Annotated in this window: 12 protein-coding genes; 3 read left to right on the top strand and 9 right to left on the bottom strand. The window is 71.6% G+C overall.

The annotated features are described in order from the left end of the window. The first annotated feature begins 21 nt into the window (after positions 1-21). Both AB0C12_RS10470 and AB0C12_RS10465 read left to right on the top strand, forming a co-directional pair. The gene (locus AB0C12_RS10470) at positions 22-2,088 is read left to right on the top strand and encodes a flotillin family protein (protein ID WP_360546288.1); all 2,067 of its coding nucleotides are present in this window, start codon (positions 22-24) and stop codon (positions 2,086-2,088) included. Next, the gene (locus AB0C12_RS10465) at positions 2,085-7,016 is read left to right on the top strand and encodes a DNA repair ATPase (RefSeq protein ID WP_360546286.1); all 4,932 of its coding nucleotides are present in this window, start codon (positions 2,085-2,087) and stop codon (positions 7,014-7,016) included. The genes AB0C12_RS10470 and AB0C12_RS10465 overlap by 4 nt, the downstream gene beginning before the upstream one ends. An 11-nt stretch (positions 7,017-7,027) precedes the next feature. Here the strand turns inward: AB0C12_RS10465 and AB0C12_RS10460 are convergent, their stop codons facing one another. From AB0C12_RS10460 to AB0C12_RS10420, 9 genes are all read right to left on the bottom strand, one after another. Then, positions 7,028-7,747, bottom strand: a complete 720-nt coding sequence (locus AB0C12_RS10460) for a hypothetical protein (RefSeq protein WP_360546284.1) — start codon at positions 7,745-7,747, stop codon at positions 7,028-7,030. 107 nt (positions 7,748-7,854) lie between these two features. Beyond that, positions 7,855-8,484, bottom strand: a complete 630-nt coding sequence (locus AB0C12_RS10455) for an ATP/GTP-binding protein (RefSeq protein ID WP_360546282.1) — start codon at positions 8,482-8,484, stop codon at positions 7,855-7,857. Beyond that, entirely contained in the window at positions 8,462-8,932 is a 471-nt protein-coding gene (locus AB0C12_RS10450; protein ID WP_360546280.1) for a DUF742 domain-containing protein, read from the bottom strand. The genes AB0C12_RS10455 and AB0C12_RS10450 overlap by 23 nt, the downstream gene beginning before the upstream one ends. Continuing rightward, positions 8,929-9,399, bottom strand: coding sequence for a roadblock/LC7 domain-containing protein (locus tag AB0C12_RS10445; RefSeq protein WP_360546278.1), 471 nt, complete (start codon positions 9,397-9,399; stop codon positions 8,929-8,931). Before AB0C12_RS10445 ends, AB0C12_RS10450 begins: the two co-directional genes overlap by 4 nt. Then, positions 9,396-12,170 carry an ATP-binding protein gene (locus tag AB0C12_RS10440; protein WP_360546276.1) on the bottom strand — a complete coding sequence of 925 codons (2,775 nt, stop codon included), beginning with the start codon at positions 12,168-12,170 and terminating at the stop codon, positions 9,396-9,398. The genes AB0C12_RS10445 and AB0C12_RS10440 overlap by 4 nt, the downstream gene beginning before the upstream one ends. Then, positions 12,157-13,233 carry a hypothetical protein gene (locus AB0C12_RS10435; protein ID WP_360546274.1) on the bottom strand — a complete coding sequence of 359 codons (1,077 nt, stop codon included), beginning with the start codon at positions 13,231-13,233 and terminating at the stop codon, positions 12,157-12,159. Before AB0C12_RS10435 ends, AB0C12_RS10440 begins: the two co-directional genes overlap by 14 nt. A 560-nt stretch (positions 13,234-13,793) precedes the next feature. After that, positions 13,794-15,464, bottom strand: coding sequence for a DUF885 domain-containing protein (locus tag AB0C12_RS10430; RefSeq protein WP_360546273.1), 1,671 nt, complete (start codon positions 15,462-15,464; stop codon positions 13,794-13,796). 38 nt (positions 15,465-15,502) lie between these two features. Next, positions 15,503-16,570: a PHP domain-containing protein gene (locus AB0C12_RS10425; protein ID WP_360546271.1), complete on the bottom strand. Its 1,068-nt coding sequence runs from the start codon at positions 16,568-16,570 to the stop codon at positions 15,503-15,505. Positions 16,571-16,586: 16 nt separating this feature from the next. Further along, positions 16,587-17,546, bottom strand: coding sequence for a hypothetical protein (locus tag AB0C12_RS10420; RefSeq protein WP_360546269.1), 960 nt, complete (start codon positions 17,544-17,546; stop codon positions 16,587-16,589). 141 nt (positions 17,547-17,687) lie between these two features. On the opposite strand from AB0C12_RS10420, the gene AB0C12_RS10415 reads away from it, so the two are divergent. Further along, on the top strand, positions 17,688-19,529 hold the full coding sequence (locus AB0C12_RS10415) for a M48 family metallopeptidase (RefSeq protein ID WP_360546267.1): 1,842 nt from the start codon (positions 17,688-17,690) through the stop codon (positions 19,527-19,529). Positions 19,530-19,532 lie beyond the last annotated feature (3 nt).

Genomic DNA, 19,532 nt, shown 5'->3' with positions numbered 1-19,532 from the left:
CCTCGGCAAGAAGGATCAATGATGGATGTGATTTCCACCGGTCTCGGTGTGCTCATCGCCGTTGTGCTGCTCATCGTGCTCGGCGTCGTCTTCTTCCTCAGCCGCATGTTCCGCAAGGTGGAGCAGGGCAAGGCGCTCATCGTGTCGAAGGTGCGCCGGGTCGACGTCACCTTCACCGGCGCGGTCGTGCTGCCCGTGCTGCACAAGGCCGAGACGATGGACATCTCGGTGAAGACCATCGAGATCTCCCGGACCGGCCGGGAGGGCCTGATCTGCCGGGACAACATCCGGGCGGACATCCGGATCACCTTCTTCGTCCGGGTCAACAAGACCACCGAGGACGTCATCAAGGTCGCCCAGGCGATCGGCACCACCCGGGCCAGCAGCGAGCAGACGCTGCAGGAGCTGTTCAACGCCAAGTTCTCCGAGGCGCTCAAGACGGTCGGCAAGCAGCTGGACTTCGTCGACCTCTACACCAAGCGCAATGAGTTCCGGGACCAGATCATCGAGGTGATCGGCACCGACCTCAACGGCTACAGCCTCGAGGACGCGGCCATCGACTTCCTCGAGCAGACCCCGATGCACTCGCTCGACCCGAAGAACATCCTGGACGCCCAGGGCATCCGGAAGATCACCGAGCTGACCGCGATCGAGGCGGTCCGCACCAACGACTTCCGGCGCAACGAGGAGAAGGAGATCACCCGGCAGAACGTGGACGCCCGGGAGGCGATCCTCGAGCTGGAGCGCCGGCAGGCGGACGCGGAGATCAAGCAGAACCGGGAGATCGAGACCATCCGGGCCCGCGAGACGGCGGAGATCCAGCTCGCCCAGGCCGAGGAGCGGCTCCGCGCCGAGGGCGCCCACCTGCGCACCGAGCAGCAGCTCGGCGTGCAGAAGCAGAACAAGGACCGGGAGATCGCGGTCGCCGAGAAGAACCGCGAGCGGGTCATCGCCATCGAGACCGAGCGCATCGAGAAGGACCGGATGCTCGAGGTCATCGGCCGCGAACGCGAGACCGAGCTGTCCACGATCTCCAAGGACAAGGAGGTCGAGGGTGAGAAGCGGGCCATCGCCGAGGTGATCCGCGAGCGCATCGCGGTGGAGAAGACGGTCGCCGAGCAGGAGGAGAACATCAAGCGCCTGCGCGTCGTCGAGGAAGCCGAGCGCACCCGCCAGGCCGTGGTCATCAACGCCGAGGCCGAGGCCCAGGAGGCGCTGGTCAAGGACATCAAGGCGGCCGAGGCGGCCGAGACCGCGGCCCGGTTCAAGGCCCGCGAGGAACTGCTGCTGGCCGAGGCCCGGCAGCAGACCGCCGAGCTGGACGCCCGGGCCAAGATCCGGCTGGCCGAGGGCACGCAGGCCGAGGCGGCCGCCACCGGGCTGGCCGACGTGCAGGTGCGCGAGCGCAACGCCGAGGTCATCGAGAAGACCGGCCGGGCCAACGCCGAGGTCACCGAGCTCACCGGCCGCGCCGAGGCCATCGTCGAGCGGGAGAAGGCGCTGGTCGCCGCCGAAGCGATCCGCGAGAAGCTCAAGGGCGAGGCCGAGGGCCTGACCGAGAAGGCCGCCGCGATGGGCGCGCTGGACGACGCCACCCGCGAGCACGAGGAATACCGGCTGCGCCTGGAGACGGAGAAGGAGATCCGGCTCGCCGGCATCACCGTGCACAAGGAGATCGCCGAGTCGCAGGCGATGGTCGTGGCAGCCGGCCTGGAGAAGGCGAACATCGACATCGTCGGCGGCGACTCGGTCTTCTTCGACAAGCTGCTCGGCTCGATCACGATGGGCAAGAGCCTGGACGGCTTCGTCGAGCACTCGACTGTGGCACAGGGCCTCGGCTCGCGTTACCTCGACGGTTCGGCCAGCATCACCGACGACCTGAGCCGGCTGCTCGGCTCGGTCTCCACCGGTGACGTGGCCAACCTGACGCTGGCCGCCTTCCTCACCCAGCAGATCAGCAAGGGTGGCGAGGACTCGGGCAAGCTGCGTGAGCTGCTCGCCGCGGCCAAGAAGCTGGGCGTCGCCGACACCAGGGTCTCGTCCCTGACCGCGACCCCGGCCAACGGCACGGTGGTGGCCCAGCAGTGACGAGCGCGCCCGTGAGTGCCGCGGCCACCGAGGCCGCGGCACTGGATGCCGGCACCTACGAGGTGCTGCGCGCGCGGCTCGGTGGCCAGGCCAAGGAGCTGGCCACGCGGGCCGAGGCGCTCAACGCCCGCCGGGTGGAGACGTTCGGCGGGCAGCAGATGCGGCTGCTCGGCACCGAGCGCATCCGAACGGTCAACAACTGTGTGCCCCGGGACGTGGTGCAGGTCGGCGGCGCGATGCTGTTCGGCTACAACGTGTTCATCGGGCTCAAGACCGAGACGTCGATCGACGACGTCTTCTCGGTGCACGGCTTCGGCCGCGACGGCGAGGCGTTCCGCTTCGACCCGGGCACCGAGCTGCCCGGCCTGCTCGACGACCCGGTCTTCCAGCGCGACTTCGCCGAGCTCTACCGGTACTACCGCGAGACCCACCTGCTGCAGCTGCGCCGGCTGGAGGGCCTGCTGCTGGCGGTCTTCCAGACCGGGGCGCGGGCGGACGACCTGAAGGTGCTGCGCTGGAAGGTCGGCGTCGACGGCTCGGTGGCGTACGTGGACAACCGCGGCGAACGCGACCACGTCTTCCCGCCGTCGCACGACTTCGAGTGGACGCCGACCACCCGCGAGCAGCACGTCCTGGGCCGGCACCCGCACGTGTCCATCGAGGACGAGGTCTTCGTGGAGACGGTCGGCGGCACCCTGACCGTCAAGGTGGAGAACAACACCGAGGACGGCGAGGGCATCTTCTCCGAGCCGGTCGACGAGCCGCTGCAGAGCCTGGCCGACGCGGAGATCGCGTACGCCCGGATCGGGCCGCTGATCCTGCTCAGGGTGCTGCCGTACAAGGAGACCACCCAGCGGTATCTGATCTTCAACACCCGTACCCGGGACGTGCGGCGCCTCGACGGGATCGGCCAGGCCTGCCAGCGGCTGCCCGAGGACCAGGGCATCATCTTCCCGGGCGGCTACTACCTGGCCACCGGGCTGGCCAAGACATTCGACGCGGACGTCACCGATCTCGAGTTCGAGCGCGTCGTCCGCTCGGTCAATGGTGAGGACGTGCTCTACGTCTTCCACGCGCGGGCCGCGGGGCGGTATCTGCTGCTGCCGTACAACGTGATCCGCAAGGAGGTCGCCACCCCGATCACCTGCAACGGGTATTCGCTGTTCGACGACGGCACGCTCATCGCCTTCCGGCACGTCACCGACGAGCCGACCCGGGTGCACCCGATGCAGGTGTGGCAGACGCCGTACGTCTCGGACACGTACGCCGCGGCGCAGCCGGTCGGCACCGGGCCGCTGGACCGGGTGGGCAACGCCGACCTGGTGCGCGGCATCGCCGACACCCTGTCGGTGGCCCGGATGGTCGACGAGATGACGCCCTCCGGTGCGGTCTTCGAGGCCATCATCGCCGCGTGCGGCCGGCTCTTCGACCACTACCACTGGCTCGGCGAGCGCGAGCTGGGCGACCTGCGCACCCCGCTGTCGGAGGTCCGCGCCACCGCCGAGCAGGTCCTCGACGAGTACGAGTCGGTGCAGGAGCTGACCACCCAGGCCGCCACCGCGGTCGAGGAGGCCGCCGCCGCGACCACCTCGCTGATCCGCCGGGCCCGGGGTGAGGTGCCCACCACGACGGACGCCTGGATCCGCCAGCTCGCGTCGCTGCGCCAGGCCCAGGGCCGGATCGTGACCCTGCGCGAGCTGCGCTACGTCGACCTGACCCGGCTCGACTCCCTCGAGCACGACCTGGCCGCCGAGGTGGACTCCACCGCCCGCCGCGCGGTCGAGTTCCTCCAGCGCGCGGACGCCTTCGCCGGCTACCAGCAGTCGGTCGAGCAGCTGGTCACCGACGCCGCCGGGATCGCCACCGTGGCCGAGGCCGCGCCCGTCGGCGAACGGCTCACCGAGCAGGCCGACGGCCTCCAGGTCGTCACCGAGGTGGTGGGCGGCCTGGAGATCGCCGATGCCACTGTGCGGGTCGCCATCCTGGAACGCATCGGCGAGGTGCTCGGCGGCGTCAACCGGGCCCGCGCCACTCTGGACGCCCGCCGGCGCGAGCTGGCCGCGGTCGAGGGCCGGGCCGCGTTCGCGGCGGAGTTCACCCTGCTGGGCCAGTCGGTCACGGCCGGGCTGGCCGCCGCGGACACCCCGGAACGCAGCGACGAGCAGGTCGCCAAGCTCATGCTCCAGGTGGAGGCGCTGGAGTCGCGGTTCGGCGACTTCGACGACTTCGTGGACCAGCTCAGCGCCAAGCGTTCCGAGGTCTACGAGGCGTTCGCCGCCCGCCGGCAGTCGCTGCTCGACGACCGGGCGCGGCGGGCCGACCGGCTGGTCGACTCCGCCCAGCGCACCCTGGCCAGCGTGCAGCGCCGGGTCGCCGCGCTGGGCACCCTCGACGAGGTCAACACCTACTTCGCCACCGATCCGATGGTCGGCAAGCTGCGCTCGGTCGCGGGCGAGCTGCGTACCCTCGGCGACACCGTCCGGGCCGAGGAGCTGGACGGGCGGGTCAAGGCCGCCCGGCAGGAGGCCGGCCGGGCCCTGCGGGACCGCCTCGACCTGTACGGCGCGGACGGCAACACCATCCGGCTGGGCCGGCACACGTTCGCGGTGAACACCCAGGCCATCGACCTGACGCTGGTGCCGGACGGCGACGAGCTGGCGTTCGCCGTCACCGGCACGGACTACCGGGCGCCGGTCCGGGACGCCTCCTTCGCGGCCACCCGGCCGTTCTGGAACCAGACGGTGGTCTCGGAGACCGCCGCGGTCTACCGCAGTGAGCACCTCGCCGCCGCTCTGCTGGCCGACGATCCCGCGGGCATGGCGACGGCGGCCGCTGACGGCACGCTGCTGACCGTCGTGCGCCGGGCCGCCGAAGCCCGCTACGACGAGGGCTACGAGCGCGGTGTCCACGACGCCGACGCGGCCCTGATCCTGGAGGCACTGGTCCGGCTGCACGCCACCGCCGGCCTGCTGCGCTATCCGGGCCCGGTGCGCGCGGCGGCCCAGCTCTTCTGGGTCTTCGGCGCCGGCGAGCAGTCTTCGGCCCGGTCAGCGACGGCCGGGCGGTCGGACGAGAAGGAGGCCTGGGCCCGGCGGGCCACGTCGCTGGTCCGCGCCCGGGAAATGTTCGGCTCGGCCGGCTCCGCCCTGCCCGAGCTCTGCGCCGAGCTCAGCGCGGCGGCCGGGACCGAGCTGTTGGTGGGTGAATACCTGGTGGCGGAGCTGGCGGGCCCGCCGGCCGGGTTCGTCACCAGCGCCGCGGCCCGCACCCTGGTCGAACGCTTCCACCGGGCGCTGGGCAGCGGCCCGGCGACGGCATCCCGCGACTACGCCGACGACCTGCGGGCGCTCGCGGATGATCTCGGGGCGCGGCAGCAGCTCGTCACCACCTGGCTGACCGCTTTCCTGGCCGCGCAGCCGGACGCCGGGTCGGCCGACGACCTCGCCGAGGCGGTGGCCCTGGAGCTGACCGGGACCGCGCTGACCCGGTACGACTCCGCGGCGGCGCTGACCGTGACCGTCGGCGGGCTGCTCGGCAACCACCCGCGGATCGTCGACGGCAAGATCACTTTGCGGCTGGACGAGGTGCTGACCCGTACCCGCGAGTTCCGGGCCACGGTGGTGCCGGCGTACCGGGCGTACCAGAAGCAGCGGACCGCCCTGGCCGCCGCCGAACGCGACCGCCTGCGCCTCGACGAGTTCAAGCCCGGCGTGATGACCGCCTTCGTGCGCAACCGGCTGCTCGACGAGGTCTACCTGCCGCTGATCGGCGACAACCTGGCCCGCCAGCTGGGCGCGGCGGGCGACGCCAAACGCACCGATCAGTCCGGCCTGCTGCTGCTCATCTCCCCGCCCGGCTACGGCAAGACGACCCTGATGGAATACGTGGCCAACCGCCTCGGCCTGGTCTTCGTCAAGGTCAACGGGCCGGCCCTGGGCCACGACGTCACCTCGCTGGACCCGGCCGAGGCCCCGAACGCGACGGCCCGCCAGGAGGTCGAGAAGATCTCCTTCGCGCTGGAGATGGGCAACAACGTCCTGCTCTACCTGGACGACATCCAGCACACCTCACCGGAGCTGCTGCAGAAGTTCATCTCGCTCTGTGACGCGCAGCGCCGGATGGAGGGCGTCTGGGAAGGAAAGACCCGCACGTACGACATGCGGGGCAAGCGGTTCGCGGTGTGCATGGCCGGCAACCCGTACACCGAGAGCGGGCAGCGCTTCCGGATCCCGGACATGCTGGCCAACCGGGCCGACGTGTGGAACCTCGGCGACGTCCTGGCCGGCCGCGACGACGTCTTCGAGATGTCGTACCTGGAGAACGCCCTCACCTCCAACCAGGTGCTGGCGCCGCTGTCCACCCGTGACCGCGCGGACCTGCCCCTGCTGGTCCGGCTGGCCGAAGGCGACGACTCGGTACGGCCCGACCGGCTCAGCCACGCGTACTCGGCGACCGACCTGGAACAGGTGCTGTCGGTGCTCCGCAAGATGCGCCGGGTGCAACGGGTGGTGCTGCGTAACAACCAGGCGTACATCGCCTCGGCCGGACAGTCCGACTCGGCCCGCACCGAGCCGCCGTTCAAGCTCCAGGGCTCGTACCGCAACATGAACAAGCTGGCCGAACGCATCGTCCCGGTGATGAACGAGGCCGAGCTGGAGCTGGTGATCGACGACCACTACCGCGGCGAGGCGCAGACGCTGACAACCGGCGCGGAGGCGAACCTGCTGAAGCTGGCCGAGCTGCGCGGGCGGCTGACCCCGGAGCAGGAGAAGCGGTGGGCCGAGGTGAAGGAGGCGTTCCTGCGCGAGCAGGCGCTGGGCGGCGACGGGGACGACCCGATGAGCCGGGCGGTGGGCGCGGTGGGTCTGCTCGCGGACCGGGTCGGCGGCATCGAGAAAGCCATCACCCGCCTGGCCGAGCCGAGCTGAGGCGCGGGGCGTCAGTCCTGGGAGCGGAGCAGGGACGGGTTGTCGCGGAGCAGAGCCGCCAGGCGCTTCGCCGCGATCTCCGTCTCTTCCGGCTCGACCCGCAGCGGGATCGGCTCTGGAAGGGGCGTCGGCATGCCGCGCTGCTGGTCCTGCTGGCCGGCCAGGCGCTGGGCCGCGCTCGGCTCCTCCGGGGCCCGGTGCTGCTCGGCGTGGATGCGCCGGGTCGTCTGCGGCGGCACCTCCGGCGGTGGCGTCGCCGCGAACGGGTGCGGCTGGAACTGCTCCGCGCGGTGGGGTGCCGGCTCCGCGTACCGGTCGTGGTCGATCGGCTCCTGATAGTGCAGGCGGCGGGTCTCCTGGCCGTTCTCCGCGGGCTGCTCGAAGCGGTAGCCCTGCGGCGGGGTGTACGCCTCCGGCTCGTCCAGGTCGATGTCGAAGTCGGCGTGCCGGGGTGATGTCGGGGCGGCCTCGGCCACCCGGTCGGCGACCGTGTTGTCCGCGCTGACCTGCACGATGCCGTCCTCGACCGCGAAGTGCAGCAGCACCGGGTCGCCCGCGCCCTCGACGCCGACGGTCACGCCGAGCTCGGGGTTGCGGCCGACGACAGCGGCGATCGCCTCGACCAGCTCCGTCACCGCCGGTGGAGTGCCGTTGGCCTCCGCCGCGGCCCGGCGGCGCAGCTCGTCCCGGCGCGCCAGCTTGTCGAGCGCGTCGTCCAGTCCGCCTCGCACGTCACCGTCCTCCCGTCACCTGCAGTCGCCCGTAATACTGTGCCCGTTCCGGGGGCGGTTTGGGAACCGGCTACGAAGCGACCCGGCGCACAGTGAGCCCCGCCACCTTACGACCGCATCTTCATGGCCTTGTCGAGAGCCTGGTCCAGGACCACCAGCAGAGCATCCCGCACCGACCCCCGGAAGCGGGCATCGAACTGGACGATCGGCACGTCATCGCGGACGGCGAGGGCCCAGCGCACCTCGTCCAGGTTGTAGCCCAGCTGTCCGTTGAAGGTGTTGACGCCGACCACGAACGGCAGCCCGGCCCGCTCGAAATAGTCCACCGCGGGATAACAGTCATCGATCCGGGTCGTATCGACCACGACGAGCGCGCCCAGGGCGCCACGGACGAGGTCGTCCCACATGAACGCGAAGCGGGTCTGGCCCGGCGTGCCGAACAGGTACAGCTTCAGCGTCTGGTCGATGGTCACACAGCCGAAGTCCATGGCGATGGTCGTGGTGGTCTTGCCGGACGCCTGGCCCGGGTCGTCCACGCCGACCCCCTCCATGGTCATCTCCGCCTCGGTGGTCAGCGGCGAGATCTCGGAGATGGCCCCCACGGTGGTCGTCTTGCCCACGCCGAAGCCGCCGGCCACGATGATTTTGACCGGCACCGGGGGTGCGGTCCGCTGGGGCCCGTTGGGCACCCGTGCCGTGCCGACGACGCGGCGGTCAGGATATGGATCGAAGTCCACGGATCACTCGCATGATGGTCTCGGGGTCGGGGAAGTCGTTCTCCAACACGTGAACGTCAAGGTGTCCGGCGGCCCTCAGGTCGCCGACGAGAATCCGGGTGACGCCGAGGTGCATCCGGAGCCGGGCGGAGATCTCCGCCACCGACAGCGGCTCGCCGCAGAGGTGCACGATCGCCCGCTGTTCGGGCGACAGACGCGCGGAAAGCGCGCCCGGGTGCGAGCTGACCTGGGTCTCCAGCCCGATGTTGGGGTCGAGCCCGTCGACGCGTCCGGAGGTGAGGACGAACGGACGCAGCGACGTGGTCTGCTCGCCGGGTGGGGGCCCGGGAGGGGGCGCCGACGGCGGTGCCGGTTGGTACCGCGCGCCGGTGCCCGTGTTGCGCAGATACGGCCGGACACCTGGCGCCGCCGGGTGTTCCGGGTCGTCGGGGTCGGCCGGTTGTCTCATTGCTGGACGGCGTTCTTCAATTCAGCGATGAGCCGCGGGCTGAGTGCGCCGCCGGCCCGCGTGGCGAACAACGTCATCTCGTACGCCAGCGTGCCCAGGTTGGCGGTGCGGTCGGCGATGACGCCCAGCACCGAGCCGGCGCTGATCGCGGTGACCAGCAGGTAGCCGTCGGCCATGTCGATGATGACCCGGTTGAGGCTGCCCAGCGCGTACCAGCTCGCGGCGCCGCCGGCCAGGCTGGTCAGGCCGGACACGACCGCCGCGAGACGCTCGGCGTTGGGCCGGTCCTTGATCGCGGACATGGCCATCAGCAGACCGTCGGACGAGACGGCGATCGCTTCGACGACTCCCGCGGTGCCGGACGTGAACGAGTCAAGCAGCCAGTTGAAGGTCTTGGCCTCGGCACTGAGCTGGGATTGCGCGTAGTCGCGACCGTTGCCGGTTTCGGTGGAGTAGGGGGAAGTCATCGCGGTTGTCCCTCTGGTTGTGGCTGGGTTTCGTGCAATGCGCGGGCGACGCCGTACTCGAACTGTTCCATCTGTGCGCGCGCGGCGTCCGGGTCGAGCGGCTGGGCCGGCGAGGCGGCCGGCACCGGGTTCATCGGCGGGTCACCCACCGGCAGCGTCGCGCCCGGCACCCGGCGGCTCAGCGGCGGGTGGCCGGCGGCCGGCGGGGACGACATGTCCTGCTCGATGACGTCCCACTGGGCGCGGGAGACGCCGGCCTCGAAGGCCTCGAACGCCTCGCGGGCCGCCAGGGCGTCGTCCGAGGTCGGCGGGGTTACCGGCAGCTTCGGCCCGGACTCCACCGGCAGCTGGTTGCCGGGCACGCGACGGCGCAGCGGGGTGACGGGGGCACCGTTGCGCCCCTCCGGGCTCGTGCGCTGCTGCGGCACCGGGGGTACGGGCTGAGCCGGCTGCTCGAACCTGTTCGGCTCGGGGCGGTGGTACGACTCCGCCTCGGTGCGCTGGCGCGGGAGCTGAATCGCGTCGGACGGCGCCGACATGACGATCGGTCCCTCCACCACCTCCGGCTCGGCGTACCGGCCGGCCGACGGCAGCTCCGGGGCGGTCGCGGGGAAGCGCCCGGCCACCGGCGTGCCGGCGTCGTAACCGGCCGGCACCTCGTACGCCGACTGGTGGGCCTGCTGCTCCGCGTAGCCGCTCGGGGCCGCCTCCAGCGCCGGGGCACCGGCGCGGACCGGGGCGAAGGCGTTCCAGGAGCGGCCCGCCTCCAGCGTCTTGGTCGCGCGGTGCAGCACGTTCGGGTCGAACGGCTGGGCGCTGCCCGGCACCGACCGGCCCGACGCGCCCGCGATCAGCGGCGCGAACTCGGTGTGGTGGCTGGGCACGGTGGCCTGGATCGGCTGCATCGGCGGCATGGCCTCGCGAGGTGCCACGAGGTGGGCCGGGCCCAGGTCGACCCACGCGGTGACGCCGCCCTCGGGCGTGTCGGTGAGGGTGACCTCGATGCCGTGCCGCCGGGCGAGGCGGCCGACCACGAACAGGCCGAGCACCTCACTGGGGGCCAGGTCGAGCCGCTCACGGCGGGTCAGCCGGGCGTTCTCCTCGGCGAGGCGTTCCGGCGCCAGGCCCAGGCCACGGTCGACGATCGCCAGGCGGGCTCCGCCGCGCAGCTCCGCCGCGCTGACGGTGACCCGGGTGTGCGGCGGCGAGAACGACGTCGCGTTCTCCATCAGCTCGGCGAGCAGCAGGGTCAGGTCGGCCAGTACGGCCGGCACGACCACGATCTCCTCCGGCACCTCGACGTCCACGCGGGTGTAGTCCTCGATCTCACCGAGGGCGAGCCGCACGACGTCGGACAGGGACAGCGGGGCCATGTGGTCGTTCGCGCCGACGGCACCGGAGAGCACGACCAGGCTGCTCGCGTTCCGGCGGAGGCGGCTGGACATGTGGTCGAGCCGGTACAGCTCGCGCAGGCGGTCGCTGTCGGTCTCCCGGCGCTCCAGGTTGTCGATCAGGGCGAGCTGGCGGCCGACCAGGTTCTGGGTGCGGCGACCGACGTGACCGAACATCTGGGCGACGTTGCGGCGGCCCAGCACCTGCCGTTCCACCAGCCGGGCGGCGGTGTTCTGCACCCGGTCGAAGGCCCGGGCCAGGTCACCGATCTCGTCCTGGGCCTGCACGTCGACCGCGTCGAGCCGGATCGGGCGGGCCGATTCGGCGTCGTCGTCGGCGACCCGCTCGAGCTCGGCCTCGGCGGCGCGGGCGATGCGCTCGGCGGAGCCGGTCAGGCGGCGCAGCGGCCGGGCGACCGCGCGGGCCATCAACAGTGACAGCGCGATGACGATGAGCAGCAGGAGCACCGCGCCACCGCCGACCAGGCCGGCCGTGCGCAGGGCGTCCTGGCGGTCGTCGGCCACGGCGGCGTCCACGTCGGCGGCGATCCGCTTCTCCACGAAGCCGCCGAGCACGATGACGGACAGCAGCGACGGGTACAGCGTGTCGGGCTTGAGCAGCTTGACCGCCGAGGCGGGGTCGGTGGCCGCGCGGGCGAAGAACTGGTCACCCACGCGGGCCGAGAACGCCTGCTGGGCGCCCAGGTACAGCTTGTACTGATCGGGGGTGAAGTAGGCCTGCGCGCCACCGATGATGAACTGCAGCTGCAGCAGGGTGGACGAGAACAGGTTGGTCAGTCCGGCGTTCTGCGTCGCCACGGCCGCGGTCAGCTGGCTGGAGGCCTGGCTGATCAGGTCGTCACTGCGCAGCGCCTGGTCCAGCGCGAACACCTGGCGGCCGGTGGCGGTCGTGAGGTCGGCCGCGCGTTGCAGGTCGAGCCCGTCCAGGATCGGGGTGATCACGGCGGTGAACTCGGCCGAGATCTGGTCCGGGCGGATGGTCCGGTTCAGGATGTTGGCCCGGGTGCCCTCCAGCCGCTTGATCGCGTCCACGGCCCGGGTGAGCTGCGGGGTGAGCGGCTGGTCGAGACGCTTGAGGGCGAGGATGCGGTCGGTCGACTCGGCGCTCTGCACCACCAGCTGGGGCTGACCGACCAGGCCGAACAGGAAGCCCACGGAGAGCAGGCGCTCCTCCGACAGCTCCTGGACGGCCGAGCCGACCCGGGTGGCCAGCAGGACCGTGTCGGCGGTGTCCTGGGCCTTGCCGGCCACGTCGATGCGGTTGGCGACGATCGGCAGCGCGAGCAGGACGACCCCGAGGAGCGGGACCAGGACCAGCAGCGTCAGCTTGCCGAGGATGCGGAGCTTACCGAAGAGCACCGGATCGCTCCCGCCGTGTGGGGTTGACCTCGCCGTACGCCGGTGCGCGGTGCCCGGGTTCGGTGCGGTCGGTCTCCGGTCCGGTCGGGCCCACGTTCAGGTCGCGGGGACCCGCCTCGGGGGCCGCCGGGAAGAGCCGCTGGCCCCTGCCGGTGAGCGGCACCATCATGGCCGCGGCGACCAGCAGGACGGCGGCGGCGGCCGAGGCCAGCGCCACGATCATGTCGTTGTCGAGGCTGTCCAGCCGGTCGTCGAGCAGGGCGGTCATCTCCCGGGTCACGATGCCGGAGAGGTTGGCCAGCGAGGTCTGCAGCTGGCTCTGCGCGGTCGCCATGGTGGCCGCGTTCGGGGCGCCGCCCGGGTTGGCGCCGCGGGTCAGCGACTCCACCCCGCGCCGGAACGAGTCCAGCCCGTTGACCAGGTTGCCGCTCAGCGAGACGCTGCTGGTGTCGTCGACCGCGGCCTGCAGGTTGTCGGTGAGTTCGTTGACCGAGGAGTCCACGGCCTGCACGGCCGCGCCGAACTGGGGAGCGATCTGCGCGCGGGCCTTGTCGTCGGCCCGGGCGACCAGCTGGCTGAGGTCTCCCATCCGGCTGACCTGCACGACGGATTCCGGCAGATCGACCGCGACGGCCTCCTGCAGGTGCGAGATGTCGTTGTCCGGGTCCCGGGCCAGCTCGGCGTTGTCCCGCACGGTGTCGTAGAGCTCCAGGGTGAGGTCGGTGACCTCGACGTGCGCCTGGAACACCGCGACCGGGCCGCCGGTGACCTTGCCGAGCTGGTCGATCTTCTGCTTGAGGCCGGTCCAGCGGTCCCGGGTGTTCAGCTCGTCACCCAGGCGCTGGTCCACCGCCGCGACACCGTTGATCGCGGCGCTCAGCGAGCCGGGGGCGGCCGTGACGCCGGCCAGGGCCGAGGACTGTGCCTCGGCGAGTGAGCTCACCAGGGGAGCAAGGGCGGAGATGTACTCCACGCCCTGCTTCTCCAGCCGCGTGTCGTCGCGCTTGTCGGAGATGGTGCCCCACACGCTGGCGAACAGGATCGCCGCCGGGACAAGAATCAAGACCGTCAAAACAGCCGCCAGCGCTGAGCGCGTACGGGTTCGCCGGTTGTCCACCGAGACTGACATTGCCAATTCCTCCGCCATGCATCCGCGATAGACCGTTTTGGCGGCTACCCTCCGTAGCCAAGCGGGCGCACCGATCCGGGTCAATCTATCCGAGAAATAATCATGCGACCCCTTTCCAAGGGTCAGAGTTGGCTCGGCTGATCGGGGGATACGCCTCGGGGGCGCGGTGGTTGTACCGCGCGGCGGAAACCGGCCTCTGCCAGCACCGGGACGGATAGAAAAGGATGCTCGGGGTTGCCGTTCACAGCGCGGCGAACGAACTTCGTAGGCGCGTTCGGCGCTTGCTGGGTAGCAAGGAAAGCGTTCCACAATGGAAGCCGATGGCGCCGTCCCGCATTGTCTCCGTTCGGTAACGAACACCTTACGTAGCGCTAAAATGATACGCAGAGTAGTTAGACGGACACGCTGTCCGTCTCGCGATGCGGACGATTTCATGAGAAAGCCCGCCCGGCGGAAGGCCGGGCGGGCCGTTCTGGCTGGTGTGGATCAAGCGGTCAGAGGCGGGCCAGGGCCTTCCGGAGCGGATCCAGGCCCAGAGCGCCGAGGTCGAGCGCCTGCCGGTGGAAGACCTTGAGGTCGAAGTCGGCACCCTGGCGGGCCTTCGCGTCCTCGCGGGCCTGCAACCAGATGCGCTCGCCGACCTTGTACGACGGCGCCTGCCCCGGCCAGCCCAGGTACCGCTTCCACTCGAAGCGCAGCACCTCCTCGTTCATCCGGGTGTGCGCCCGCAGGAACTCCCAGCCCAGCTCGGGCGTCCAGCGCTCACCGGGGTGGAAGCCGAACGGGTTGTCGCGCGGGATCTCCAGCTCCAGGTGCATGCCGATGTCCACGATCACCCGGCTGGCCCGCAGCGCCTGCCCGTCGAGCATGCCCAGCCGGTCACCCGGGTCGGCCAGGTAACCGAGGTCGTCCATCAGGCGCTCGGCGTACAGGGCCCAGCCCTCGGCGTGCCCCGAGCAGAAGCAGAGCAGTCGTTGCCAGCGGTTGAGCAGCTCGGCGCGGTAGATCGTCTGGCCGATCTGCAGGTGATGACCCGGCACGCCCTCGTGGTAGACGGTGGTCACCTCCCGCCAGGTGGAGAACTCGGTCATGCCCTCCGGCACGGCCCACCACATCCGCCCGGGCCGGCTGAAGTCCTCGCTCGGCCCGGTGTAGTAGATGCCGCCGTCGCTGGTCGGGGCCAGGCAGCACTCGATGGCGCGGACCGGCTCCGGGATGTCGAAGTGGGTGCCGTCGAGCGCCGACACCGCCTTGTCGGCCAGCGCCTGCATCCAGTCGCGGAAGGCGTCCTTGCCGGGGATCCGCCGGGCCGGGTCGGCGTCCAGCACCGCCACCGCCTCGTCGACGCTCGCACCGGAGCCGGCGATCTCCGCCGCGACCACGCGCATCTCGCGTTCCAGCCGGGCCAGCTCCTCGAAGCCCCAGGCGTACGTCTCCGCCTGGTCCACGCGCGCACCCAGGAAGTACTGCGACGCGCGGGCGTAGCGCTCCGGCCCGGCCGCCTCCTTGTCCCGGCCGTGCGGGGCGAGCTCGGCGCGCAGGAACTCCCCGAACCCGGCCGTGGCGGCGGTGGCGGCCGCGGCGTTGCGCTGCAGCTCCGCGCCGAGCGTGCCGTCGGCGCCGAGCCCGTCGGCCAGCCGGTGGAAGAAGTTGTCCCGCGAGGGATCTGTCCAGGCGTCGCATTGCTCGGCGACCTCGACCATCTGCACCCGCGCGCTGACGTTGCCGCGCGCGGCCTCCTCGAGCAGGGTCCGCTTGTACTGCTCCAGCGCCCGGGGGAAACTCGCGAGCCGGGCCGAGATGTTCGCCAGCGCCTCCTCGCCCTGGGTCGGCATCAGGTCGAACACCATCCGCAGCCCGTGCAGCGGGCTGGAGATGACGTTGAGGTCGCTGGCTATGTCGCCGGCGTCGTAGCGGGCCAGCTCGAGACCCAGGCGCTCCTGCATCGCGTCCTTGGCCACGTGCTCGGACTCGGTCGCCGGCTCCAACGGATCCAGCCGGGCCAGCGTGCTCCGGGTCAGCTCGGCCTGGGCCGCGAAGCCGTCCGGCGAGAGATCGTCGAGCTCGGCGTCGTGGCCGGCCACGCCGATGAAGGTCGCACCGGTCGGGTTGAGCGGAGCCCACTCGTCGACGTAGTTGTTGGCGAGGTCATCAATCTGTCCCACGCGCCGACCCTACGGGAGCCACCGGCGCGGTGCGTCCCCTAATTGCCGCCGGAGTGACCGGCGGTCCACTCCAGCAGGCGGTCGGCCGGCCACGAATTCACCACCCGGTCCACCGGTACGCCGCACAGCGCCGCGCGCTCACAGCCGTACCGTTGCCAGTCGAGCTGGCCGGGCGCGTGCGCGTCGGTGTCGATGCTGAACAGGCAGCCCGCCTCCACCGCCACGGTCAGCATCCGCTTGGGTGGGTCGAGCCGGTCCGGCCGCGAGTTGATCTCCACCGCCTTGCCGTGCTCGACGCACGCGGCCAGCACCTTCTTGACGTCGAAGTCGCTCGGCGGGCGGGTCCGCCCGGCCCGGTGCCCCTTGTCGCCGGCGCCGGCCGCAGCCACCTTGCGGCCGGTCAGGTGGCCCAGGATGTCCAGGTGCGGGTTCTCGATCGCCGCCAGCATCCGGCGGGTCATCTTCGCCGAGTCGTCGCGCAGGTTGCTGTGCACCGAACCGACCACGACGTCCAGGCGGGCCAGCAGCTCGTCCTCCTGGTCCAGCGAGCCGTCGGCCAGGATGTCCACCTCGATGCCGGTGAGGATCCGGAAGCCGTCCGGCAGCGCGTCGTTCAGCTTGGCCACATGGTCGAGCTGGCGCCGCAACCGCGCGGCGGTCAGACCGTTGGCCACGGTCAACCTGGGTGAGTGGTCGGTGAGGACCAGATACTCGTGGCCGAGCTCGACCGCGGCCAGCGCCATCTCCTCGATCGGCGAGCCACCGTCGGACCAGTCGGAATGGGCGTGGCAGTCCCCACGCAACGCCTCGCGCAGCGCCGCCGCGGCGCCTTGCAGATCAGTGCCCTCGGTGGCCGCCAGCCGCCGCAGGTAGGCCGGCTCCTCACCGTTCAGCGACTCGGCGACACACCGGGCGGTGACATCGCCGACGCCCGACAACTCCGACAGCGTGCCGGCGGCCGCCCGCTCGGCGAGCTCCGCGGCGGGCAGGGCGGCGACCGTCGCGGCCGCGGACCGGAAGGCCTTCACCCGGTACGTCGCCTCGTTCGCCCGTTCCAGCAGGAAGGCGATACGCCGCAGGTCAGCGACTGGATCACGAGATGCCATGGCGCCAGACTAGGACTCAGGAGCGGCCGGCTGCTCGGTAAGCCTTGGCGCGGTAGCGCGCGTAGGCCCTTCCGGCGTCGCGGTAGTAGCCCCACGGCAGCTCGGTCGGCAGGTCGCCGATGGCGTCGAAACGCTCGGCCGCCGCCGCGTGGTCGCCCGCCAGGTGGAAGACCAGGGCGAACCAGCCGTCGGCGGTCTGGTGCCCGGGGATGCGGCGGAAGTCGGGATGCCCGACGGACTTGTCCGCGGCCGCGTGCACCTCCGCGCGCACCTCCGGCCGGGACAGGTAGTCCTCGGTGCTGCCGTCGGCCTGCAGCGCCGCCTCGAAATGCGCCACCGCCACCATCGAGCCGAGCGAGCAGCCGGCCGGCATCAGGTCGACGGTGTCCCGGGCGAACGTCAGCGCCAGTTCGTCGCTGCCGCCCCACTTGGCGCACTTCTGCTGGAGCATCCGGGCGTGCGCGGCCCGGTGCCAGCGGTGCCGGGCGACGACCTCCTTGAACCGCCGCTCCGCCTCGTCGAGCCCGAGCCGGCGGCCGATTGCCGTGCTGATCAGCTCGGCCCAGGCGGTGGCGTCCGCCGGGTCCCGGCTCACCGCCTCGTCCAGGCTGTCCTCGGCAATCTTGAGACGGTGGAAGAACGCGGCGAACTGCTCCTCGGAGACCGTGCTGGCCGTGCCACTGCCGCGCGCCTCCCACGCCCACTGGACCGCGTGCGCGCCCTTGACCAGGTGCGGCAGTGCGGACTCGGGCTCGGCGGCGAGCCACTTGCCGATCCACGGCTGCGGTCCGCTGCGGTCGGCCAGCACCCCGACGTAGAAGGCCCGCAGGTCCTGATCCACGACGGGGGTCAGCACGGCCGAGACGGTGGACCAGTCGCCGCGGCCGGCCGCCTCGTCGAGCCGCCGGGCGGTCCCGTCGCCGAGACAGGGGTCGATGACGGCAGCCGACCTGCCGGCGCGCTTGAACGGCCACATGGCGATGAGTCCTCCTCGGCTCCGGACGGGATGCTAGACGCGCGCGGACCTGCCCGGAAGGGGTTGCCGGGCGAAGATCGAGGCCGATATCTTCCCTGCGCCGTCCGGAGCAGACGGGCGGTGCCACGGGGAGGAAACACCATGCTGCGCGCCGCCGCGTCCGTCTTCATGCTGCTCGGTTTTTACGTCGTCGCCCTGCTCCAGCTCGTCGCCGTGCTGGCGTTGGTCGTGTGGATCTCGACCGTCGGCAACGCCGGCGTGGGCATCAAACTAGGCCTGCCACTGCTCTTCGCGGTGGGCGCCACCGTCGTCGGGCTGTGGCGGGCGATCCGGACCCAGCCGGAGCCGCTGCACGGTCTCATCGTCGCGCCGCACGAGGCACCCGAGCTGTGGGCCCTGGTGCACCACCTGGCCCACGAGGTCGGCACCCGTACGCCCGACGAGATCCGGCTGGTGCCCGAGGTCAACGCCGCGGTCAGCGAGGACACCAAGCTGCTCGGCCTGATCGGCGGCCGGCGCCGGCTGTACCTCGGCATGCCGCTGCTCCAGGCGATGAACGTCGACCAGCTGCGCTCGGTCGTCGCGCACGAGCTGGGCCACTACTCCGGCAAGCACACCCGGCTGGGCGCGGTCGCGTACCGGGGGCGGCTCGCGATCGGGCACACCATCGGCCGGATCGGCCCGTGGAACCCGGTCGGCTGGACCTTCCGTGGTTACGCCCGGCTCTATCTGCTGGTCGACAACGCCGTCTCGCGCCGCCAGGAGCTGGACGCCGACCGGGCCTCGGTGCGGGTCGCCGGTCCCGACGTGGCCGTCGCCGCCCTGCGGGAGCTGCCGGTGATCGACGCGGCCTGGGGTTTCTACTTCGACCGGTACATCAACCAGGGCTGGGAGGCCGGCTTCGCGCCGGACGACTTCTTCGGCGGCTTCGGCCGGCTCGTCGCGGCCCGGCACGAGGAGCTCGGCAGGCTGCGCGACGACCAGCCCGAGCAGCACCGGTCCCGCTGGGACACGCACCCGTCGCAGGCCGAGCGGATCGCCCTCATGCGGAACGCGCCGCAGGTCGCGCACCCGGTGGACGGCCGGCCCGCCGCGATGCTGGTGCCCTCGATCACCACCGCCGGCATCGCCCTGCAGCGTGAGGTCGTCGACGTCGGCAGCCGCCAGGTGCTGTCCTGGCCGCAGTTCACCGCGGCCGCGACCACGGCGGGCCTGCAGCGCAAGGCGGACCGGGTGTTCCGCTCGCTGGGCCGGCTCACCGGCACCGAGGACCCGGGGCTGGGCACCCTGTTCGACCTGGTGGCGGCCGGCCGGCTGGGCGAGCTGGCCGAGGAGTTCTACCCGAACGCCACCCGCAAGGAGGCGGCGGGCAAGTTCGTCGGCGCGATGGACATGCTGTTCACGCTGGCGGCGGTCCGTTCCGGCACGGCGTACTGGCGGCACTCGTGGACCGAGCCGGTCACGCTGGTCGACGCGCACGGCGCCGAGCTGGACTACGAGGAGATGGCGAAGCTGGCCGTCTCGCCGGCCACGCTGGAGGAGGCCCGGGCCCGGCTGGCCGAGGCCGGCATCCGGGTCGAGGCGGCGGCGATCGTCGAGCGCCGGGCCACCGCGAGCGGCTCCGACATCATCGGCGCGATGGCCAACCTCAAGGTCGACGGCCTGCACACCGACCTGGTGCTGCTGGACCGGGGCCTGGTCCTGGTGCCCGCGCCCAAGGCGACCGACAACGGCAAGGACCGGCTGCGCGCCCTGCTGACGTCCGGGCCGGTGGAGGAGCTCGCGACCCGCTTCCGGTTCCTGCCGTACGAGGAGATCGTCGCGGCCACCATCACCAAGCGCACCCCGGTGAGGGCGGAGCTGCGCACGCACGCCGGTGTGACGGTGACCGTCGAGGAGCGCTGGACCGGGGAGCAGCTCGGCGAGAGCCGGGACGCCCTGCTCGGCGTGCTGGACCGGATCGCCGACCGCTCGGTGGTCTGAGCT

The sequence above is a fragment of the Actinoplanes sp. NPDC048967 genome (assembly GCF_040649415.1).
Classification (GTDB): domain Bacteria; phylum Actinomycetota; class Actinomycetes; order Mycobacteriales; family Micromonosporaceae; genus Actinoplanes.
The sequence above is the reverse complement of the archived record's forward strand: the minus strand, read 5'-3'. Positions and strand labels throughout refer to the sequence as shown.